Genomic DNA, 20,913 nt, shown 5'->3' with positions numbered 1-20,913 from the left:
GAGCAATTTGTTTGAGCTCCTTGAAAAGAGCGAGTTGCGAAAGCCTGATAAACTGTAGCTTAAGCGAAAGTTTAAACCCCAAAATTAATTTTATGACAAATAGTACTAAAAAATGGTATGCCTCTTGGTTTGACACTCCATTTTATCATATACTTTATAAAGACCGCGATTATGCCGAAGCGGAAACTTTTATGACCAATTTAACCAACTATCTAAATTTACCTGAACAAGCAAAGGTGTTAGATTTAGCTTGTGGTAAAGGCAGACATAGTATCTTTTTAAATACACTTGGCTACAATGTTATTGGTGCAGATTTATCTGAAAATAGTATTGCATTTGCCAAACAGTTTGAAAATGAAACTTTACATTTTGATGTACATAATATGTGTAAGCCTTACGGCGAAACTTTTGATGCTGTGTTTAATCTATTTACAAGTTTTGGTTATTTTGAAAATGAAATTGACAACCTATCGACCATAAAAGCTATTAAAGCTAATTTAAACGAGTTTGGTTTTGGTGTTATTGATTTTATGAATAGCAACTACGTTATTGATAATTTGGTTAAAAAAAACACCAAAACTGTTGATGGCATTGATTTTTTACAAGAACGTCGTGTTGAAAACGGTTACATAATTAAAGATATTTCTTTTACTTTTGAAGATGAAGATTACCACTTTCAAGAACGTGTAAAAGCCTTTACTCTTAATGATTTTGAAAAATTATTTGAAAAAGCTGATGTAAATTTATTAGACGTATTTGGAGATTATAAGCTAAATAAATTTGATGCTAAAAACTCTGAAAGATTAATCATGATTTTTAAATAATCTAAACACGACCGCTAAGTCTTCTTTATGTTAAATATTATATTACCCATATTAAGTGTTGTTTTAGGTTTTTTAATTGTATTAATTTTTAAACCTAAAAAATCAACTAACCTCAAGTTATTATTAGCTTTTAGTGGTGCTTTTTTATTATCTATCACCGTTTTTAACTTTTTGCCAGAAGTATACCATCACAATCACGATAAGCCTATTGGTCTATTTATTATGGCTGGTATTTTATTGCAAATTGTATTAGAATTTTTCTCTAAAGGTGCAGAACACGGACACGTACACATCCACAAAGATAGTGTTGATTTTCCATGGTTGTTATTTGTTAGCTTAAGTATGCATAGCGTTTTAGAAGGTATACCTATCCATGCGCACGAGCAACTATTATACGGTGTTATTATTCATAAATTACCCGTTGCTATCATTTTAAGTTCGTTTTTTATTAGCTCTAAAATTAGTAATCCAAAAATCTTTTTGTTTTTAGGTTTGTTTGCTATTATGACGCCATTAGGTACATTTTTATCAGAAAATTTTGAGTTTTTCACCACTTATTTTTATGAAATTTCAGCTTTAGTTATTGGTATCTTTTTACACATTAGTACCACAATTTTATTTGAAAGTAATGAAGGACATAAATTTAATATCGTTAAATTAAGCTCCATTGTTTTAGCAATTATTATTGCTTATTTTGTCTAAAAATCAACTATAACTATGTTTTCTAAAGAAGAATCAAGGCAATTAAAACAAGAATTTTGGACCAGTTTTGGTAAATCTTTTCCTAGAAAATGGATTTTATACAACACCAAACTTAAAGGTGTTAGCTTTAAATTTCATTTTGACAATAAAAAAGCTTTAGTTGCATTAGATCTTGAAGACAGCTTAGAACATCGTATTAAATATTGGGAAAAACTGGTAGCACTTCAATCTATTTTAAAAGATGAGTTTTTACCAGAAGCCATATATGAAGAAGAATTTTTTTTAGAAAATGGAAAAGAAATCTCTCGTGTCTATGTCCTCTTAGGACATAAAGTATCTATCCATAACAAAAACACATGGCAGGAAGTTATGGTATTTTTTAATGACATTATGAGTCGTTTTGAAGCCTTCTTTTTAGAGTATAAGGATATTATTGAAGGGTAATTTTAATCAATAACCTAATATTAAGAAAAGTTTAATAAGCCACACAAAACCTTATTAGTACTTTTATAACATGAAAATAAGCGCAACTAATAAAATAATATCATGGTTATCTGTAGTTAGCCTTGCTTTTTTATTATTAGTATCGCCGTGTAAGGTTCGTAATTTTTTTCAAGCAGAACTTGGTTTACCTCAAACTGAAGTTTCTAACAAAAACAAATCTACTTTTAGCAACTACAGTTGTGACTATTTAGAGGTTAACGTTATAAAACTTTCAACATCAAAAAGTAATTCGCAACAGATTGCAATACTTCCTAATGCATTCAATTATAATTTTGTATTAGTTGAAAATAAAAGCTTAAACACACAACTTCAAGCAGCACAAACTACTTCTACTGCTCCTCTTCCACTTTATATTTTATACCAAAATTTTAAAGATTATCTGTAATTATTTATACCATAAAACACGTTAAATCGTGAAACATAAATAATAACTCACAGATAATAAAAATGAATAAAATAAATTTAAAAAATGATGCTGGGCTAATGGCTTTAGCATTACGACTTGTTGTAGGTTGGACCTACTTTTCTGCATTTTGGAGACGAACTGTATTAGCCGAAAAATTAGATCCAGAATTAGCTGGATATATTGGTGTAAAATTTAATCACTTTTTACCACATGCGTTAGGCATAAAACCTATTATTAAATATCTAGTTGAAAATCCAGATGCACTATGGGTAAATATGGTTGTATTTACCATAATTGAAGGTATTTTTGGATTATTTATCATGTTTGGTCTATTTACAAGATTGATGAGTATTGGTGTCTTTAGTTTAGCTTTAGGTATTCTTTTAGCATCAGGTTGGATAGGTACAACTTGTCTAGACGAATGGCAAATAGGTATTTTAGGTATAGCCACAGGTTTTGTACTATTTTTAACTGGTAGTGGCAAATATGCGCTAGACAATTATTTATTAAATAAGAATATATCTTTTACCAAAAAGAAATGGTTTAATTGGCTAGGGTCTGGTAACATTCCTATTAAAAATAGTAACTTCTCTAAAGTTGTTTTAATTGGATCTTTATTTATTTTTGGTTTAACATTAGCTACCAATCAAATCTTTCATGGTGGATTATGGGGAACACTTCATAATAAATCTATAAAACCTAAAGTTGAAATTACAGAAGGATTATTTAACCATAATACAATTAGTTTTGATGTATTTAGAACTGAAGGTGTTGATGTTTATGGCGCTTGGATTATTAAATTAGAACTATTAGATAATCAAAACCAAAAAGTATTTCAACTAGACCAAAATGCCTTATCACAACTAAATGATAAAAACATTTCTAATTACTACATAGCCAAAGTCAAATCTGGCAAACATAGCCTTATCCTACCGTTAGGCGCCAAAGCTAAATTGACTTTTAAAGATGATATTTTTACTGAACTTCCTAAAGGAAACTACACTATCAAACTAACAGATATTAGCGGTGCTTTCTGGGAATATTCTATAAAAAACAAATAGTATCATTATAATGAAAACAACGGTTTACATATTGTAAATCGTTGTTTTTAAACCACAAAAAACAATACCATAAAGAAGTGACAAATAGCACCAGCCAATACAAAAAGGTGCCATATTACATGATTGTAGGGTATTTTTTCTATAGCATAAAAAACAATACCAACGGTATAAGCTAATCCGCCAGCCATTAATAATACTATTCCGTTTGCAGGCATCAGACTATTTAAAGTTGAAAAATCAAATACAATAAGCCAACCCATGACTAAATATAAAATAGTTGAAAAGGCTTCGAATTTACCTGTGAAAAATAATTTTAAAATAACACCAAATCCAGCAATAGCCCATACAATATAAAATAGCAACCAACCTTTACTCTGCTCTAATGTAATAAGTAAAACTGGTGTATAAGTTCCTGCTATTAATAGATAAATACTAATGTGGTCAACTATCCTGAAGTAGTGTTTCTTTTTCTCGTCTGTAAAACTATGGTACATTGTAGACGCTGTAAACAATATAATTATTGAAATACCATAAACAACAACACTAAATAAACTAAACTCTGTTTTTTTAGTTTCAAAAATGATCAATAAAACTAATGCTACAATACCAAAAACAGCACCAATTGCATGTGTTAAAGCGTTAAGTTTTTCTTCAAAAGGTGTTTGTTTCCTCATTAATTTTCTGTTGATGCTGGTTTTTTATCTGCCCATTTATCGCTTAGTTCAAAATAATCAAACTCTACAGATGGCGCACGTAGTTCTAATAAGCCTTGTTGTTTAGCTCTTATTAAAATATCTTCTATATAAAAATCTTCTTTAACATCTATTGGATCAAATTCTCGTTTTAAAGAGATATCAAACATACTTGCTGTGGTATTAAACCAAAATGCTCTCCAACCACTACGTAATTCTTTAATTAAATCAAATGTAGTTTGACCCGTTTGTCGGTGTATTAATTTGACTAAAATTTGACCTTCGGTACGCGTTAATTTTTTTAGCTCTTCAGAAAATTCTTCTTCTATATATTTTTGTACTTTTCTTGCATAACGACGTTTTTGACCCTTTTTATCTAGTGTTTGTAAACGCGCTGTTAAGGTTTCTAATCGTTCTGCAGCCAATTTTGCGTAAGGGTAAACTTTAAGTGTTTTTCGTTTTAAAATATAGTACTTATATTTTTCTTCTTTACTGTTAAAATGCAGACTAGGTAGTAAAAGTATTTCATCTAAATAAATAGATTTTTGCGGTATAGAGTCGCCTTTTATAATTATAAATTCAACATCTGTAGTATCGTTAACTATCTCCTCTTCTTCTTGTGCAAAAAGATAAAGAGGAAATAAAAAACTTAAAAAAAGCAATTTTTTCATAGTAGTAATACTGCTAAAACCATTCCAAATTTAGATGTTAATACAAAATTAATAATTAACACTTCACTAACTATTAAATAACTGTGAATATTGTTATTTTAGACAAAAATTAAATTAAAAATGGCAAAAAAATCGATACTTAATAAAAAGTCGATGGACTTTTTAGAAAAATATTTAAATAATGCTGCGCCTACAGGTTACGAATGGGACGGACAAAAGTTATGGATGGATTATCTAAAACCTTATGTAGATGAATTTATCACGGATACTTATGGTACTGCAGTTGGTGTTATTAATCCAGACGCTAAATATAAAGTAGTTATAGAAGGTCATGCAGATGAGATCTCTTGGTATGTTAATTATATTTCTGATAACGGATTAATTTACGTGATTAGAAACGGTGGTAGCGACCATCAAATAGCTCCGAGTAAAATTGTTAATATCCATACCAAAAATGGTATTGTAAAAGGTGTGTTTGGTTGGCCTGCAATACATACACGTGACAAATCTAAAGAAGAAGCGCCAAAACCAGACAACATTACCATAGATATAGGTGCAAAAGACAAAGAAGAAGTCTTAAAAATGGGAGTACACGTGGGTTGTGTAATTACTTATCCAGACGAGTTTCATATTTTAAATGGTGATAAATTTGTATGTCGCGCATTAGATAACCGTATGGGCGGATTTATGATTGCAGAAGTAGCGCGTTTACTTAAAGAAAACAAGAAAGAATTACCATTTGGTTTATACATTACTAACTCTGTGCAAGAAGAAATTGGACTTCGTGGTGCACAAATGATTACAGAAACCATTAAACCAAATGTCGCTATCGTTACAGATGTTACGCACGATACAACAACACCAATGATTGACCGTAAAAAAGAAGGTCATTTAGAAATTGGACTTGGTCCCGTTGTGGCTTATGCACCTGCAGTACAACAAAATTTACGAGATTTAATTACAGATACTGCCGAAGCTAAAAAAATACCATTCCAACGTAGCGCATTAAGCAGAGCTACTGGTACAGATACCGATGCTTTTGCTTATAGTAATGGTGGCGTTGCTTCAGCATTAATTTCTTTACCGCTTCGTTACATGCATACTACTGTAGAAATGGTACATAAAGATGATGTAGAAAACGTAATCAAACTAATTTACGAAACGTTACTTAAAATTGAAGACGGAGAAACATTTAGTTACTTTAAATAATAAATTCCCACGAAAGTGGGAATCTTTTTTTTAATGGAAGAATACATAGACATCATCACCAAATCAGGTAAACCAACAGGTAAATCTGCTACAAAAACCGAAATACATACAAAAGGTTGGTATCACAATACTGTACACATTTGGTTATATACTTCTAAAGGAGAAATTTTACTACAGCAACGTGCTGCTAGTAAAGCTATTTGTCCGTTGCTTTGGGATGTATCTGTAGCAGGACATGTAGATGCTGGTGAAACCATAAAACAAGCTGCCATTCGGGAAATACAAGAAGAAATTAGTCTAAATATTAAACAAGAAAATTTACATCAAATTGGTGTGTTTCCTTGTTTTCAAAGCTATGATAATGGTATTATTGATAACGAGTTTCATCATACTTTTATAGCTAAACTTGAAGTTTCTATAGAAGAGTTAAAGCCTCAACCAAATGAGGTTGAAGCCTTAAAACTTGTCCCGATTGATACGTGTTTCTCCCTACTAATTAATAGCTACACAAATAATCATTTTGTTGCATCAAACCGAGCTTATTATGAAATGGTTTTTCAACACATTTCAGAATACTTAAATTATTAATTATAAGTCAAAGATAATTCTGAAATAGACAAAAGGTGTCTGATTTGAATTAAATGTAAATTTTAATCTAATATTTGTCAACCATTTTTTTAATTGCCTTATCTGCCTTCTTTAAGTTTCGTTTTGCTAACATAATATCTATATTATATTTTGAAATATTATCTAAATTAGTCAACCAGTCTTCTAATGGTGTTTTCCCTTTAGATTGGTTAATACTTCTTAAGGTTACAGATACATTTTCAGGACAATTTACCACTTGCGCAATTTGATTGTTAGTTAATCTATCTCTATAAGTCATAAAAACTTCTTCAGCAGAACGAATATGCTCATAATCATATGGATCGCCACCACGTAAGGTTTTGCCTGTATAACAATCGGTATATAAGGCTAAACCATCACATCCACGCGCTACAGCTTGTTGATGCATTTGCGCTTTAACTTTAGTAAAGAGCTGGTCTATTTCGGTACGATGGTAAGGGCGGAGTTTATCTAGTTCAAATTTCATTATGTATTTAAAATAATCTAATAATGAAGTACAATAATAAAAATAGAAGCACGCATATTATGAACCCCAAAAAAACACCCTTTTTTTTACCTTTATCAAATCCAGATTTACTACCTCCATATTTTTTTGTGTAATGTCCTTTTGCCATAGCCCTTTCAATTAATACTATTTTCTAATTCATATTGTCTAGTTTCATCTATATCATAACGTTTAGCATATCTAGCAAGCATTTTTCGCTCTGTTTCAGTTATACTTCCCTCTTCAAGAATCAGCTTATATTCTTCTAGGTATTTGACTTCGTTAGGACTAAATAACAGTTCTTGTTCAATAACTTCTGCTTGTTCTTTAGTTAAACCATGTTTTTTTCGTTTACGTTCTAAAATTCTTCTTTCACTATCATCTATAACACCATCATCCTCTATCATAAACGCAACTTCTTCTTTATAGTTTTGTAAAGCTTCTTGATTGGCATCTACTTCAGGTAGATTTTGCTCAATGAGGTTTTGATTTGAGCTTGAAACTTTTTCTTTTAATACATCAATATCTTCAAATTCAACAACCAACTCTAATGAATAGTGTTTTTCAGAGATTGCTTTGTTTAGTGTGTCTTTATTATAATCCACATTAACTTTTGCAAACAAAACACCTAGTTCCACATTTACTTTTTTAATCTCTAGTGTAGATAGACTTTCTATTTTTTTGGAAGTAATTAACTCCCTATGCTTCATTAAACTGCCACTCATGCGCTGTTGCACAATTCGTTGCCAATTAATATCTGTATGATACCATACCAATCCATTTGGAATGTATGGCATTTTTCGAGGGCTTAATTCTTGATTGAATAAAAAATTAATCTCCTCATTTAACAAATGATCCCTATTGTCTTGCTTTTCATACCCCACATTGGCACCTATCTTTTTATAAGACGCTTTAACATCTACATTGGTTTTTGTTTTTTGTTCAGATGTGTCAACTGTCCTAAAGTTATTAGTTACCTCTATTTTTTTGGCTCCTAAACCATCCATTAAGTATTTAAACTCACGAAGTTTATCTAAAAATAGAGCATCTTTATAATCTTTAAGAGGTATATAACTATTAGTGTTTATTGGATGACAAGTATAGATTTCATTAAGATGTGGATGTGATAGTGGAAAATTTATATTTTTAGGCAAATTGTCCTGTTTTATTACTACCATGCCATTTAAATCTGTATGTAATACTTCTTCTGCTACAAAAAGATATTTTCTTTGCTGTACAGGTATTGACGAAAAATCTTCCATTAATTGATTATAACTCTTTGAAAACTCTTGTTCCAGTAATCTTATTTTATCATTCTCAACCTCATGTAGGTTATCTATTTTATTATTTAGTATATAACTAAACCATTTTACTGAATCCAAACTGACTCCACACTCTCGGTAAAGATTAGCCAAAAGGGATATTAAATCAAAATCATATTCCCATTGATTTTTATCATAACATTTTTTAAATTCTAGTGCTTCTTCTAAAGCTTCATTTAGTTTTTCAAGCTCACAATAGGCAACTATTTTATGAATATAATATTGATGAGCTTCATAAAGATTATTATAGTCTTTAAATAAGGTTGATTTTATCACTTCTTCATACTTCTCCTTTTCTAACAACGTATCTAATTCGATAATACCTTCTTCAACAATTTGATTAGGGATATCAACTATATTTTCAATTAATTCCTTTATTACTCTACTAGATTCAAACGTTTTAGAAAAAAAAATATCGTCCATCATAACTTGAAAATGTGAATTTTCAATATTAGCCTCTTCTTTGAAGTAAAAAGTTAATACTGTTGATTCTTCAAATCGATGAAGCTCAACTGATTCTATATCTTCCCAACATGTATATTCCAATCCATAAATAATATCAGGGTTTGGTAAAAATGTAAAAAAAGAAAGAAACCCATCATCCAAAAATAGTGTAAAGTATTTCACTGAAGCTGCTTTTGTTTCATTACTCGTGTTAACAAGCATCATAAGTATATCATCAACATCTAAAAACTCAACATGTTCAAATAAATCATCATGATACTTAAGAATATCAAAAACTTCTTCAACTATCTTACGTTCTCTATTGCTTATGTTACTATCATTTAAAATAATGGTTCCGAAAAAACCTTTATTAGTTAAAATTTGATCTTTGAATTTGTTTATAACCTCTAAAACTTTACTCATTTTTTTTAAATTAAGTTATACTCTAAATACCCAGGACTCAAATAGCCTTCTGGTTTTAAGTCTATACCATGGACTCTAATAAAAGCTTTGTGTATTTTATCTATCTCATCAAAAGGGTTCGCACACATGGTGCTTATTTGTACAGAGAGTCCAGCGTCTACAAACTCACCTTGTACATTCATACGTTGCTTGGTTTTAATTTTGAATGTTGGCATAATTTAACTTTTAATGTTAATCATATTTCTGATTCTCAAAACTAACCTTGAAACAGACAAAACATGTCCGTTTCAAATTAAATTTGAAAAAACTTATTAAGTAAATTAAATATTAGAAAATGTACATCCTTTTATATGGGAAATAATAAAAAGGAAAGCGTTTTGTGATTTTATTAATCGTAGTAAGCTACCATAAGCTTTAAATGATGTGATACATAATCTTTTACTTGTTGTGGTTTTACAACTTTAACCCACAGATTATATTTGAATATTTCCATTAAAAACTCATAATTAGGCTCTACAAAAATTTTAATTTCAGCCCAAATATCTGGATCTTGGTAGTCTAAAGCTTCTGTTTCTGATTTTTTTGGTTCTTTAACTATAATCTGGCTAGGGTGTATCGGGTTTGCTTCTAGATATTTAAAATGGTGGTTTGCTACTTTAATGAAAATCCACTGTGGTTTTATGCCTGTTTTCAGTATCCCTATGCTATGCTTAAAATACATGTTTTCATTGAAGTCAATTGGCTTTTTGGGCTTAACATCTGTTACATTAAAACCACTTATACGATTGTCTAAACAAAAAGCATATATACCTATATTTTTGTTGTATGCTATTAAATACCATGCATTATTAATTTCTTTTATATGTAATGGTTGTATTATACCTTTAAAAGTTTGGAACTTATTATCATCATACCAACCCTTATATTCTAACTCAACTAAAAACTGTTGTTCTATGGCATTAATTAAAGCGACTACATCTACATAATCACTTAATGAAGTCCGAGCAGATGTTACAAAATCTTTCCATACGTGCGCATGATGATTTAATAAGTATAACTCTGTTTTTTCGTAAACAGATTTTAGTTTATCGTATTCTGTATAATCTTCATCATCTATATAATACCCAAGATTTCTTTTATGTTTTATATTAATTTGATAATATGCTCTTATTTTATCTAAATCTCTGTTTATCGTTTTTCGGCTATTAAGCTCTAGCTTTTCATACAAAACATCATCTTGATTTTGTCTTCGTATTGTGTTTAATACATTTTGTAATTGCTCTATAGATACGTAACCTTGAGGTAAAGCATATACTTTTGGATTTGAAATAATACGCATTACATAATAACGCCTTAAAAATTCTGGAGTCATAAAAACTATTTAAACACCTTAAAAGTAATAAACCAATTACAAAATAGGCGTATTTTTTATATTTGCCTTTCAAAATACTATTATGCGTATTGCTTTTACTAAAAAAGACTTAAATACAACCGCTTGGTTTTCTTTAGAAAAATTAATTCACCTTATTGCTGGAATATATATAGTTCCAAAAATTTTTAACACATTAGGAACTGTTGATATTGGAAAACTAAAGTTTGTAGAATCTGTTTTAGGCATGTTTGCTCCTTTATTTAGTTTAGGTTTGGCTTCAGTTTGTGTTAGAGAAATTGTTTTTAAACCCCAAAAAAGTAACCAAATTATAACCACAGCATTGTTTATAAGGATAATAACTTGGCTATGTATTGCTATTGGATTTACTTGCTATCTAACACTTACAAAAAATTCGTCGTTATTTAGTATTTATGCCATTTTAATTTTGGGCTATCTATTTAAGCTTTGCGATGTTTTTGAATATTTACTTTTAGCTAAAAAACTCGCTAAATATATATTTATAGGAAAAACCACAAGTTTACTATGTGTTCTTTTAATACAATACTATGGTGTTACTAACAACCAGAATGTTTCTTTTTTTGCGCTAATAATTACTATAGATTTTCTTTTACAAGGTGTTTTCTTCATAGTTTTTTTAATTATAAAAAAGGAACTTTTACTGAAACAGTGGCGTTTTTCAAAAAAACTAGCAAAAGACTTATTAATTATGGCTTTTCCGCTTATAATCTCTGAAGCTCTAATTATGTTTTACATTGGTATTGATGAACTATTTTTAAAATCTTTTTATGGCGATCATGCTAATGGTATTTTTGCTAGTGTTCAGTTTTTAGTTATTGGTTTAAGTTGGACGTTAGGCTTTGCTATAATTAATGCTATTTATCCTTCCTTGGCTGAATCCTATCATACAAATAGGGATAATTATTACATAAAAACCAAACAACTATTATTTAGCTTAATCATATTAGGTATTAGCATAGCTATACTTTACACGTTATTTGGGAATAAAATTTTAGAAACTTATTTTTCAAAACAGTATACTGATGCTACAGCAGCCTTACATATTTTTTGTTGGGCGCCATTATTTGTTTTTATAGGTATGTTTTATGAAAAGCATTTACTTAATGCCAATAGATTAAACCATAATGTATATAGATTTGCTCTTGGTTGTTTAGTAAATATAGTATTATGCTATACTTTAATACCTAAATATCAAGTAAACGGTGCTGCTATAGCTGTTTTAATTAGTCACTTTATAACTAATATTGGCTATATTGCTTTTGATAAAAAAACAAAAAAAGAAATTATTTTTTTACGAAACACCAAATAGTTTATGTACCTTCTCTTATCAGCAATAGCGCCTGTTTTTATAATTATCATCTACATTTATGTAAAAGACAAATACGAAAAAGAACCAACTAAATTACTGGTAATTTCATTTTTACTAGGTGCTATTGTTAGTGTAATTATTACCACAATATTTTATATGTTTTTCAATAGCTTCTTACCTTTACAAGATAAGTTAAGTGTTTGGGAGCAGTTTAAACAAGCCTTTTTTGTTGTCGGTTTCTCCGAAGAGTTAAGTAAATACCTAATTGTATTGTTATTTGCACAACGTCATAAAGAATTTAACGAGCCTTTTGATGGCATAGTCTACGCTGTTATGGTTTCTATGGGATTTGCTGCAACCGAAAACATAATGTATGTACTGCAACACGGTGCTAGCACTGCACTATTAAGGGCATTTACAGCTGTACCTGCTCACGCTACATTTGGTATTTTAATGGGATATTTTATGGGTATGGCAAAATTTAAACCTAATAAACTTTTTCTAAATCTTTGTGGTTTGTTGTTAGCTATTGTTTTTCATGGTGCTTACGATTTCTTTTTATTTATAAATTTTATACCTGGTATTTGGGTTGGAGCATTTGTATCTCTAGCCTTAGGTCTATTCTTGTCTAGAAAAGCTATAAAACGTCACCAAAAAGGATCTTTTTTTAAAAACTAACAACTATGTCTTTTTAGCAAATAATACTTTATAACTTGGGATAAAAAATGGATTTATCAGTATCTTTACAAGTAATTAAATACAAATAAAACAATGAATATATCCTACAAAGTTAAAGTTAATAACAACTCCGAATTTGAGGTAACTTCCCAAGATATTTCAGCATTAGATAGCGTTAAGGTTAGCAATCAATCTTACCATATCCTTGACAACAACACATCTTATAAAGCTGAAATTTTAGCATCTAACTTCAATAAAAAATCCTATACCGTTAATATCAACAATAATAATTACACGGTAAATATCGAAAACGATTTAGATCAATTAATAAAATCTTTAGGTTTTGAAATTGGTGCTTCTAAAAAAGTAAACGAAATTAAAGCGCCAATGCCTGGTCTTATTTTAGACGTCATGGTAAAACCTGGTGACGAAGTTTCAGTAGACACACCACTTTTAATCCTTGAAGCCATGAAAATGGAAAATAGTATCCTATCGCCTCGTGAAGGTATTATAAAATCTGTATCTGGTGGAAAAGGAACTACTGTAGATAAAGGCGAATTATTAATTGAATTTGAATAAAATGAAAAAAATATTAGTCGCCAATCGTGGCGAAATCGCAATAAGAGTCATGAAAACTGCCAAAAAAATGGGCATAAAAACCGTTGCAGTCTACTCTACTGCAGATCGTAATGCGCCTCATGTAAAATTTGCTGACGAAGCTGTTTTAATTGGTGAAGCTCCTTCTAACCAATCTTATTTATTAGGCGAAAAAATTATAGAAGTTGCAAAACAACTTAACGTAGACGGAATACATCCTGGTTACGGATTTTTAAGTGAAAATGCAGACTTTGCAGAACTTTGCGAAGCAAATAACGTTACTTTTATCGGTCCAAAATCGTACGCCATTAAAGTAATGGGTAGCAAATTAGCAGCTAAAGACGCTGTTAAAGCATACGATATTCCAATGGTACCTGGTACTGACCAGGCTATTACAGATATTTCTGAAGCAAAAAAAATAGCTCAAAACATTGGTTTTCCTATTCTAATTAAAGCATCTGCTGGTGGTGGCGGTAAAGGAATGCGTATTGTAGAAAAAGAAGCTGATTTTGAATCACAGATGAATCGTGCCATTAGTGAAGCGGTAAACGCGTTTGGAGATGGATCTGTGTTTATTGAAAAATATGTAGCTTCTCCTAGACATATCGAAATTCAAGTCATGGCAGATACACATGGTAATGTCATTCACCTTTTTGAACGCGAATGTAGTATTCAACGTCGTCATCAAAAAGTAGTAGAAGAAGCACCAAGTGCTGTACTTACTCCTGAGTTAAGAGAAAAAATGGGACAAGCTGCTATTAAAGTAGCTAAAGCTTGCGATTATGTTGGTGCCGGTACAGTCGAATTTTTATTAGATGATCAACATAATTTTTATTTCTTAGAGATGAATACCAGATTACAGGTAGAACATCCCGTAAGCGAAATTATTGCTGGTGTAGATTTAGTAGAACTTCAAATACAAGTTGCTCGTGGCGAAAAGCTTCCTATAAAACAAGAAGATTTAAAAATAAATGGTCACGCTTTAGAGCTTCGAGTATATGCTGAAGATCCTTTAAACGACTTCTTACCTAGCGTTGGTCACTTAGAGCAATACCAAATTCCTGTTGGTGATGGTATTCGTGTAGATAACGGTTTTGAAGAAGGTATGGACATTCCTATTTATTATGATCCAATGTTAGCCAAATTAATTACTTATGGTAAAACACGTGAAGAAGCTATACAACTGATGCTTAAAGCTATTTCAGAATATAAAGTAAAAGGGATAGAAACCACTTTACCTTTTGGTGCATTTGTTTGTCAACATGAAGCGTTTACCTCTGGAAACTTTGATACACACTTCGTAAAAAAATACTATTCGCCAGAAGCCTTACAGCAACAAACAGAAAAAGAAGCTAAAATAGCCGCTTTAATTGCTGTAAAACAGTATTTAGAAGATCAAAAACAATTAAGAGTACCAACTAATTAATATGAGTTTTATGTCATTTTGCACGCTTGTGCTTAGCGCAATCAAAGTAAGAAGTGGTATCTAATAATTTAAAATAGATGCTGCATCGTAGCGTAGAATGACAAAAAAAGATAAAATTTCAATTATGGAATCTAAAATAAAAGAATTAAACGAAAAACTTGAACTTGCCAAATTAGGAGGCGGACAAGTAAGAATAGATAAACAACACGAAAAGAAAAAACTAACCGCTAGAGAACGTATCGAGTACTTAATGGACGAAGGTTCTTTTGAAGAAATCGGTGCTTTAGTCACCCATCGTACTGTAGATTTTGGGATGCAAAACCAAAAGTTTTATGGCGATGGTGTTGTAACTGGTTACGGTACAATAGATGGACGTCTTGTCTATATATTTGCACAAGACTTTACTGTTTTTGGTGGTGCGCTATCAGAAACACATGCCGAAAAGATTTGTAAAATCATGGATATGGCACTTAAGGTTGGTGCACCATTTATCGGTCTTAACGATTCTGGTGGTGCACGTATCCAAGAAGGTGTTAGATCGCTTGGTGGTTATGCAGATATTTTTCATCGTAATGTAAAAGCTTCTGGAGTTATTCCGCAAATTTCAGCAATTATGGGACCATGTGCTGGTGGTGCTGTGTATTCTCCTGCTATGACCGACTTTACCATGATGGTAGAAGACACAAGTTATATGTTTGTAACAGGTCCAAACGTTGTAAAAACGGTAACTAATGAAGCTGTAACTAGTGAAGAATTAGGTGGCGCAAGCACGCATAGTACAAAATCTGGTGTAGCACATACAACCTCTGCAAATGATATTGAATGTTTAGAAGATGTTAAACGTCTACTTAGCTACTTACCACAAAGCAATTTAGAAAAACCAAAAGATTTCCCTTACGATTTAGGTGAAGAAACACGCGAGCAATTAATGAGTATTATACCTGATCATGCTAGTAAACCTTACGATATGCATGACGTGATTAATGGTATTATAGATGAAGACTCCTTTTTTGAAATCCATAAAGATTTTGCCGAAAATATCATTGTTGGTTTTGCTCGTATTGGTGGAAAAAGCGTTGGTATTGTAGCCAATCAACCTTTGTTTTTAGCTGGAGTTTTAGATGTAGATAGTTCTCGTAAAGCAGCACGTTTTACTCGTTTTTGTGATGCGTTTAATATTCCGTTATTAGTGTTAGTAGATGTGCCTGGTTTCTTACCTGGTACGGATCAAGAGTGGAATGGTATTATTGTTCACGGTGCAAAACTTTTATATGCTTTAAGTGAAGCAACCGTACCAAAAGTAACCGTTATTACGCGTAAAGCTTATGGTGGTGCTTATGATGTGATGAACTCTAAACATATTGGTGCCGATTTAAATTACGCTTGGCCAAGTGCCGAAATTGCTGTAATGGGTGCAAAAGGTGCTAGTGAAATTATTTTTAGAAAAGAAATTAAGGCAGCCGATAATCCTGAAGAAAAGCTTTTAGAAAAAGAAGCAGAATATGCAGATATTTTTGCTAATCCTTATAAAGCTGCAGAACGTGGATTTATAGACGAAGTGATTTTACCAAAAGATACCAGACGTAAATTAATTAAAGCGTTTACCATGTTGGAAGACAAAGACGAAGTATTACCTAACCGAAAACATGGTAATATTCCATTATAATAAAAAAAATAAGCCACGCATAATCTGCGTGGCTTTGACTTTAACGTATTTTCCCTACTCACACACAATTAAAGTCTCTTTATAAAAATAACATTATTTAAAATGATATAAGGCTATTTAATCTTACTTAAGGATATAGACAAATTAAAACACAATTTTGCTAATTGCTATAGTTTTATCTGAAAGTGTTGTTTTAACAAAATATACATTCTGATTTTTTCTAATAGCATTTACTGTAAATATCATTGAATTTATATCTTCTTCTTCGAAAACTTTTTTACCTAATACATCAAAAATTACTATACTAACTATATTAACGTTAGAACTTATCTGCAAATCTTCATTAGAATTACTAAAGATCTTTACTGAATTATCTTTAATGACATCGGCAAAATTTTGAATTCCTAAAGTTTCTGAATTTAGATCGGTTTCCCAAACGCCTCTTCCGTATGTTCCTGCTCTTAATTTATTTGTTGGATAAAATATTTCTAAGTCTCTAACTGAAGCGTGAGGTAAATTAGTCATATACGGTTGCCAAGACGTTGCATCATTATTTGTAATATAAACACCAACATCTCCTCCAACATAAATTTCGTCTGTTGTACTATTATTTCTGTATACTAAAGTATTCATAGGCACATTTGGTAAACCTGCAGAAATATTAGACCAAGTTTGTCCGCCATCTATTGACCTAAAAACTTTGGTTCCATCTTCATAACCAGAGTAAGTCACCCATACTTTATTAGGATCTGTATTAGATACTGTAATGTTGGATAAAGCAACAGAGGTTGGTAAAGATCCAGAAACATCTGTAAAAGTATGACCAGAATCTGTTGATTTAGAAATTGCATCAACTTGTACCGTGTATATTATTGATGGATTACTTGGTGCTACGACAAATTCTTTAATACTTCCTGATCCTGAAGGTGTACCCAAAGCGTTCCAATTATCTCCCTGATTATCAGAAGTATATAGTGTTGGCGTTCCTCCTGAATATAATTTTAGATGATTTACTGGATCCATTTTAAATGGACTATAAAAATCAATTCCATTAGGCAATCCTGTTTGAATATCATCTTTAGTTTCTGGGATAGTACTATAATCAATACGACTATATTTACCTTCTACATATTGAACATATATTAAGTTATCATTTGTATAATCAATAAAACATTCACCTCCATCTCCTCCATTTATACCATACCAGTCATTGATCACAGATGTGTTAAGAATAGTTCCGTTATCTTGTTCTCCAGCTACTATTTGAGTCTCAAAACTACTAGATAATCCTAATTTTACTACTTGACCTATAGCCAAGTTACCACTAATATCTGTCCATTGATTACCATTATCTGTAGATTTAAATATCCCACCATCATTACAAGAGTACATTATAGAAGAACTACCAGGATGATAGGTTATTTCATGCACATCTGCATGAATTTCTCCTGAGTTCCATACAGACACATTTTCCCAAGTAGTACCGCCATCAAATGATCTCCAGTGGTTTACACCACCTATTGTAATGTTATTAGGTTGTGTTGATGAAGCGACTATTGATAAATCAAAAAAAGCTTGACCGCCAGAGTCAGATCCATCTACTTCATACCCTAATAAGTTTGGAGATGTAGACATAGTAGTAAATGAATTACCACTGTCTGTAGATCGGTAAGTACCCATATAAGATTGGTTAGTAGATTCTCCTATAAGAGCATAAACATAGCTATCATCTCCTGGTGTTACTGCTAATGCTATACGAGAAACATTAGAGGTAGGTAAACCATTAGTTATTTCTGTCCAAGTATTTCCAAAATTTGTAGATTTAAAAAATTTTGTTCCTGCTGCGTAAATAGTATTTGCGTTTAGAAAACCTGGTTTAAACTCCATATCCTTTAAATCTGGAAAACTTCCATCAATATCTGTAAATGTATTAGTATTCCAACCATCTGTTGTAATCCATGCTCCTACATTACTAGCTACTATCATCCTTGATGGATTGTTTGGATCTATTAATAATTTAGATAGCTTCCATCCGTTTGCAGCATCGATAACCAAACTTGTAGTATTCCAAGTATTACCTCCATCTGTAGATTTTAAAATTCCTATACTATTCCTATTACCCTCAAGATCTCCTGTTGCTAAATACATTATTTGAGAATTTGTTGGATCTATCGCTAAATCTGAACAACCTATAATTGTTAAAAAGTCTGTATTAGTTGTCCAAGAGGATCCTCCATCTGTAGACTTCCATAAACCACCATCTGGTGCTCCTACATACATTATATTAGAATTATTTGGGTCAAAACGTAAAAAATTAACACGTCCTGCTCCTGTACCTGTGTATGGTAATGGTCCATCTGCTGGACCTATTGGTCCTAACTGTGTCCAATTGCTGGTAACTAATGATGATGTTGATGAGAAAGATCTTTCTGAATTGTTGGATCTTCTTAATAACCATGTCATGTAATTATCATAAGTTGTTGTTGGTAATGTTATATCTCCTGTAGGGTATACCCTTGGAGCCATATAATCTTCCCAACGTTTAAAAGGTTTATAACCTTTTCCTCTTTCTGGTGTTTTACCACTCCAGTAGTTATAAAAATCTTCTTGAATTTGATAAAAGGTAGCGCCTTGGTTATTATTCATTTTAGTCCAATTAACGTCCTTTGTTGCTTTTGATTGAGAAAACATCAATACTGTAAAAAGTAAAAAAGTAAGATTGTAGATTTTTTTCATGCAAAGTAAATTTATATTAGCATGCCAAATATCTTTACTTAATAAATGTTAGTAAAATTTTTGACTACTCACTAACTACGCAGTTGAAAAAAACAGTTTAAATTGGCTGATTTTGAGATGTTTTAAAAGTTTTATTTAAATAATCTAAAAGAACTATTTGTTTATTTTTTAAATCTATTTTTTTACTAATTCTATAGCGTTTACTTTCTATCGCTCTTGTTGATGTATTTAAAAAGCCTGCAATTTCTTTATTTTTAAAACCTACATAAATATAGTAACAGATAACAATTTCTGATTCGTTTAAATTTGGATGTAGTTGCTTCATTTTTGAAAAAAACTGAACATTTGTTTCATTTAAAAGTTCAAGGTAATTTTCTTCTTTTGACAAAAATGTTGATGAGTTTAAATGTATGTTTTTATACAGTTCTTTTATTTTTTCTTTTTGAGTCTCTTCGTTATTTATCGTAGAAATTAATTTTATCTCTTTTTTTAATTCTGTTATATATTCATTTAAACCACTAACTTTTAGCTTTAACTTTTCATGATTGTTTGTCAATAACGAAAGTTCTTCATCACTCTTGTTATGTGCTAAAATTTTTTCTTTTATCTTTTTAAATTTTACTATTACAAAACCAACTAATCCTACAAGTATTAAAGTTAATAACCCAATAATGTAATTTTTCTTTTTTTTACTTTCAGTTTGAGATTCTAATTCAGTTTGTGTTTTTATAAACTCGTCGTTTATTTTAATACTTGCATCTAATTCCTTTTTTAACTGATAGTCTTTAAATAAGCGTAAAGAATCTTGATATATATCACGATTGATTACTTGGTTTGAAGTATTATAATAATCATATTTTAGTTTAAAATAGTTACGTATATCACTATCATTCATATCTAGTCGTAATGACTCAGCTTTACTTAAGTATGTAGCTACAGAATCTAGATTTTTTTTGTGAAGATAGAATTGAGCAAAATCTTGATATAGAGTAACAATATGTCCATTATAAAACGATTTTATTATAGTAGTATCATTTTTTAATGTTTTTAATTGATTGAAAGAACTGTAAGCTTCAGGGATCTTATTTAAATTAATATAATTTGAAGTAAGCATAAATAATGCATACAACTGATAATATTTGTCTTCTTTTAAACTCTTATAATAGTCTAATTCTTTTAATAAAATATCATTACTTTTTCGATAGTTTCCTTTATTAAACTCTATATAAGCCAACATTTGTGTTACCTCTGCTAACCCATATTTATTATTATCTAGTTGGTAGTATTTTTTTGCTTCTTCTAAATATGCTTTTGCTTTAACAGTATCTTTTTTAATGCGATATAGATTATAAAATAGCTCTAAGCTACTCATCCCTGCTACCTCATAATTCTTTTCGATCTTTGCAAATTTTAAAGCAAATCTAAAATTGTGATATATAAGGGTTTGATTGTTTAACTCATCACTAATAATGCCTCGAAGTTTATAATATTCTGCTAAATTTCCTTTAATGTTCTTATTTAAAGGCTGTTTTATTGAATCTAAAAACTGGCTTGATAATTTAGGATTTGTACCGATATATATTTGTGCAGAGTCTATATATTTTAAATAATCTTTATTTTCAACTTGAGCTATAATATTAGTCAAATAGAAAAAGAATAGAATATATATAGTATTACTTTTTAGTCTTTTTTTAAGCATTAAAATAATATTGAAAATAAAG

The 20,913-nt window shown here is 30.5% G+C and carries 20 protein-coding genes; 12 read left to right on the top strand and 8 right to left on the bottom strand.

Annotation, left to right across the window (positions count from 1 at the left end; translation table 11 throughout):
• The first annotated feature begins 92 nt into the window (after positions 1-92).
• From INR78_RS11405 to INR78_RS11385, 5 genes are all read left to right on the top strand, one after another.
• Entirely contained in the window at positions 93-824 is a 732-nt protein-coding gene (locus tag INR78_RS11405; RefSeq protein ID WP_223076610.1) for a bifunctional 2-polyprenyl-6-hydroxyphenol methylase/3-demethylubiquinol 3-O-methyltransferase UbiG, read from the top strand.
• A gap of 27 nt (positions 825-851) precedes the next feature.
• Positions 852-1,526, top strand: coding sequence for a ZIP family metal transporter (locus INR78_RS11400; RefSeq protein ID WP_223076609.1), 675 nt, complete (start codon positions 852-854; stop codon positions 1,524-1,526).
• 15 nt (positions 1,527-1,541) lie between these two features.
• Positions 1,542-1,970, top strand: a complete 429-nt coding sequence (locus tag INR78_RS11395; RefSeq protein ID WP_223076608.1) for a DUF4268 domain-containing protein — start codon at positions 1,542-1,544, stop codon at positions 1,968-1,970.
• A gap of 70 nt (positions 1,971-2,040) precedes the next feature.
• Positions 2,041-2,415, top strand: a complete 375-nt coding sequence (locus tag INR78_RS11390) for a hypothetical protein (RefSeq protein WP_223076607.1) — start codon at positions 2,041-2,043, stop codon at positions 2,413-2,415.
• Positions 2,416-2,477: 62 nt separating this feature from the next.
• On the top strand, positions 2,478-3,497 hold the full coding sequence (locus INR78_RS11385) for a TQO small subunit DoxD (protein WP_223076606.1): 1,020 nt from the start codon (positions 2,478-2,480) through the stop codon (positions 3,495-3,497).
• Between the two features lie 47 nt (positions 3,498-3,544).
• Here the strand turns inward: INR78_RS11385 and INR78_RS11380 are convergent, their stop codons facing one another.
• Both INR78_RS11380 and INR78_RS11375 read right to left on the bottom strand, forming a co-directional pair.
• Positions 3,545-4,171, bottom strand: a complete 627-nt coding sequence (locus INR78_RS11380) for a hemolysin III family protein (RefSeq protein WP_027879914.1) — start codon at positions 4,169-4,171, stop codon at positions 3,545-3,547.
• Positions 4,171-4,860 (bottom strand): DUF4294 domain-containing protein, encoded by a 690-nt coding sequence (locus INR78_RS11375; RefSeq protein WP_223076605.1) that lies wholly within the window; start codon positions 4,858-4,860, stop codon positions 4,171-4,173. Before INR78_RS11375 ends, INR78_RS11380 begins: the two co-directional genes overlap by 1 nt.
• Before the next feature lie 120 nt (positions 4,861-4,980).
• Between INR78_RS11375 and INR78_RS11370 the strand changes: the two genes are divergently transcribed.
• Complete coding sequence (locus INR78_RS11370) at positions 4,981-6,069, top strand: M42 family metallopeptidase (RefSeq protein ID WP_223076604.1); 1,089 nt, start codon at positions 4,981-4,983, stop codon at positions 6,067-6,069.
• A 15-nt stretch (positions 6,070-6,084) separates the two neighbouring features.
• Positions 6,085-6,657, top strand: coding sequence for an NUDIX domain-containing protein (locus tag INR78_RS11365; RefSeq protein WP_255593070.1), 573 nt, complete (start codon positions 6,085-6,087; stop codon positions 6,655-6,657).
• A gap of 67 nt (positions 6,658-6,724) precedes the next feature.
• Here the strand turns inward: INR78_RS11365 and INR78_RS11360 are convergent, their stop codons facing one another.
• The 4 genes from INR78_RS11360 to INR78_RS11345 all read right to left on the bottom strand — a co-directional run bounded on the left by INR78_RS11360 (position 6,725) and on the right by INR78_RS11345 (position 10,741).
• The gene (locus INR78_RS11360) at positions 6,725-7,162 is read right to left on the bottom strand and encodes a hypothetical protein (RefSeq protein WP_223076603.1); all 438 of its coding nucleotides are present in this window, start codon (positions 7,160-7,162) and stop codon (positions 6,725-6,727) included.
• Between the two features lie 155 nt (positions 7,163-7,317).
• A complete protein-coding gene (locus INR78_RS11355) occupies positions 7,318-9,369 on the bottom strand; it encodes a hypothetical protein (RefSeq protein ID WP_223076602.1) in 2,052 nt (683 codons plus the stop codon).
• A 5-nt stretch (positions 9,370-9,374) separates the two neighbouring features.
• Positions 9,375-9,584, bottom strand: coding sequence for a DUF6140 family protein (locus INR78_RS11350; protein WP_223076601.1), 210 nt, complete (start codon positions 9,582-9,584; stop codon positions 9,375-9,377).
• 173 nt (positions 9,585-9,757) lie between these two features.
• Positions 9,758-10,741, bottom strand: a complete 984-nt coding sequence (locus INR78_RS11345; RefSeq protein ID WP_223076600.1) for a YafY family protein — start codon at positions 10,739-10,741, stop codon at positions 9,758-9,760.
• Between the two features lie 82 nt (positions 10,742-10,823).
• On the opposite strand from INR78_RS11345, the gene INR78_RS11340 reads away from it, so the two are divergent.
• From INR78_RS11340 to INR78_RS11320, 5 genes are all read left to right on the top strand, one after another.
• On the top strand, positions 10,824-12,089 hold the full coding sequence (locus tag INR78_RS11340; protein ID WP_223076599.1) for a flippase: 1,266 nt from the start codon (positions 10,824-10,826) through the stop codon (positions 12,087-12,089).
• A 3-nt stretch (positions 12,090-12,092) separates the two neighbouring features.
• Positions 12,093-12,767 (top strand): PrsW family intramembrane metalloprotease, encoded by a 675-nt coding sequence (locus INR78_RS11335; RefSeq protein WP_223076598.1) that lies wholly within the window; start codon positions 12,093-12,095, stop codon positions 12,765-12,767.
• Positions 12,768-12,860: 93 nt separating this feature from the next.
• On the top strand, positions 12,861-13,346 hold the full coding sequence (locus tag INR78_RS11330) for an acetyl-CoA carboxylase biotin carboxyl carrier protein subunit (RefSeq protein WP_223076597.1): 486 nt from the start codon (positions 12,861-12,863) through the stop codon (positions 13,344-13,346).
• 1 nt (position 13,347) lies between these two features.
• A complete protein-coding gene (accC, locus tag INR78_RS11325; RefSeq protein ID WP_223076596.1) occupies positions 13,348-14,790 on the top strand; it encodes an acetyl-CoA carboxylase biotin carboxylase subunit in 1,443 nt (480 codons plus the stop codon).
• Positions 14,791-14,914: 124 nt separating this feature from the next.
• Entirely contained in the window at positions 14,915-16,456 is a 1,542-nt protein-coding gene (locus tag INR78_RS11320) for an acyl-CoA carboxylase subunit beta (RefSeq protein WP_223076595.1), read from the top strand.
• 144 nt (positions 16,457-16,600) lie between these two features.
• Here the strand turns inward: INR78_RS11320 and INR78_RS11315 are convergent, their stop codons facing one another.
• A complete protein-coding gene (locus INR78_RS11315; RefSeq protein WP_223076594.1) occupies positions 16,601-19,192 on the bottom strand; it encodes a glycoside hydrolase in 2,592 nt (863 codons plus the stop codon).
• Between the two features lie 97 nt (positions 19,193-19,289).
• Positions 19,290-20,891 carry a LuxR C-terminal-related transcriptional regulator gene (locus INR78_RS11310; RefSeq protein ID WP_223076593.1) on the bottom strand — a complete coding sequence of 534 codons (1,602 nt, stop codon included), beginning with the start codon at positions 20,889-20,891 and terminating at the stop codon, positions 19,290-19,292.
• Positions 20,892-20,913: the final 22 nt, after the last annotated feature.

Source organism: Mesoflavibacter sp. SCSIO 43206 (assembly GCF_019904215.1).
GTDB lineage: Bacteria > Bacteroidota > Bacteroidia > Flavobacteriales > Flavobacteriaceae > Mesoflavibacter > Mesoflavibacter zeaxanthinifaciens.
The sequence above is the reverse complement of the archived record's forward strand: the minus strand, read 5'-3'. Positions and strand labels throughout refer to the sequence as shown.

Bases quoted from the DNA above. Each gene is read 5' to 3' on its own strand.
- INR78_RS11405 (WP_223076610.1), top strand. From the start codon at position 93: ATGACAAATAGTACTAAAAAATGGTATGCCTCTTGGTTTGACACTCCA.
- INR78_RS11400 (WP_223076609.1), top strand. From the start codon at position 852: ATGTTAAATATTATATTACCCATATTAAGTGTTGTTTTAGGTTTTTTA.
- INR78_RS11395 (WP_223076608.1), top strand. From the start codon at position 1,542: ATGTTTTCTAAAGAAGAATCAAGGCAATTAAAACAAGAATTTTGGACC.
- INR78_RS11390 (WP_223076607.1), top strand. From the start codon at position 2,041: ATGAAAATAAGCGCAACTAATAAAATAATATCATGGTTATCTGTAGTT.
- INR78_RS11385 (WP_223076606.1), top strand. From the start codon at position 2,478: ATGAATAAAATAAATTTAAAAAATGATGCTGGGCTAATGGCTTTAGCA.
- INR78_RS11380 (WP_027879914.1), bottom strand. From the start codon at position 4,171: ATGAGGAAACAAACACCTTTTGAAGAAAAACTTAACGCTTTAACACAT.
- INR78_RS11375 (WP_223076605.1), bottom strand. From the start codon at position 4,860: ATGAAAAAATTGCTTTTTTTAAGTTTTTTATTTCCTCTTTATCTTTTT.
- INR78_RS11370 (WP_223076604.1), top strand. From the start codon at position 4,981: ATGGCAAAAAAATCGATACTTAATAAAAAGTCGATGGACTTTTTAGAA.
- INR78_RS11360 (WP_223076603.1), bottom strand. From the start codon at position 7,162: ATGAAATTTGAACTAGATAAACTCCGCCCTTACCATCGTACCGAAATA.
- INR78_RS11355 (WP_223076602.1), bottom strand. From the start codon at position 9,369: ATGAGTAAAGTTTTAGAGGTTATAAACAAATTCAAAGATCAAATTTTA.
- INR78_RS11350 (WP_223076601.1), bottom strand. From the start codon at position 9,584: ATGCCAACATTCAAAATTAAAACCAAGCAACGTATGAATGTACAAGGT.
- INR78_RS11345 (WP_223076600.1), bottom strand. From the start codon at position 10,741: ATGACTCCAGAATTTTTAAGGCGTTATTATGTAATGCGTATTATTTCA.
- INR78_RS11340 (WP_223076599.1), top strand. From the start codon at position 10,824: ATGCGTATTGCTTTTACTAAAAAAGACTTAAATACAACCGCTTGGTTT.
- INR78_RS11335 (WP_223076598.1), top strand. From the start codon at position 12,093: ATGTACCTTCTCTTATCAGCAATAGCGCCTGTTTTTATAATTATCATC.
- INR78_RS11330 (WP_223076597.1), top strand. From the start codon at position 12,861: ATGAATATATCCTACAAAGTTAAAGTTAATAACAACTCCGAATTTGAG.
- accC (WP_223076596.1), top strand. From the start codon at position 13,348: ATGAAAAAAATATTAGTCGCCAATCGTGGCGAAATCGCAATAAGAGTC.
- INR78_RS11320 (WP_223076595.1), top strand. From the start codon at position 14,915: ATGGAATCTAAAATAAAAGAATTAAACGAAAAACTTGAACTTGCCAAA.
- INR78_RS11315 (WP_223076594.1), bottom strand. From the start codon at position 19,192: ATGAAAAAAATCTACAATCTTACTTTTTTACTTTTTACAGTATTGATG.
- INR78_RS11310 (WP_223076593.1), bottom strand. From the start codon at position 20,891: ATGCTTAAAAAAAGACTAAAAAGTAATACTATATATATTCTATTCTTT.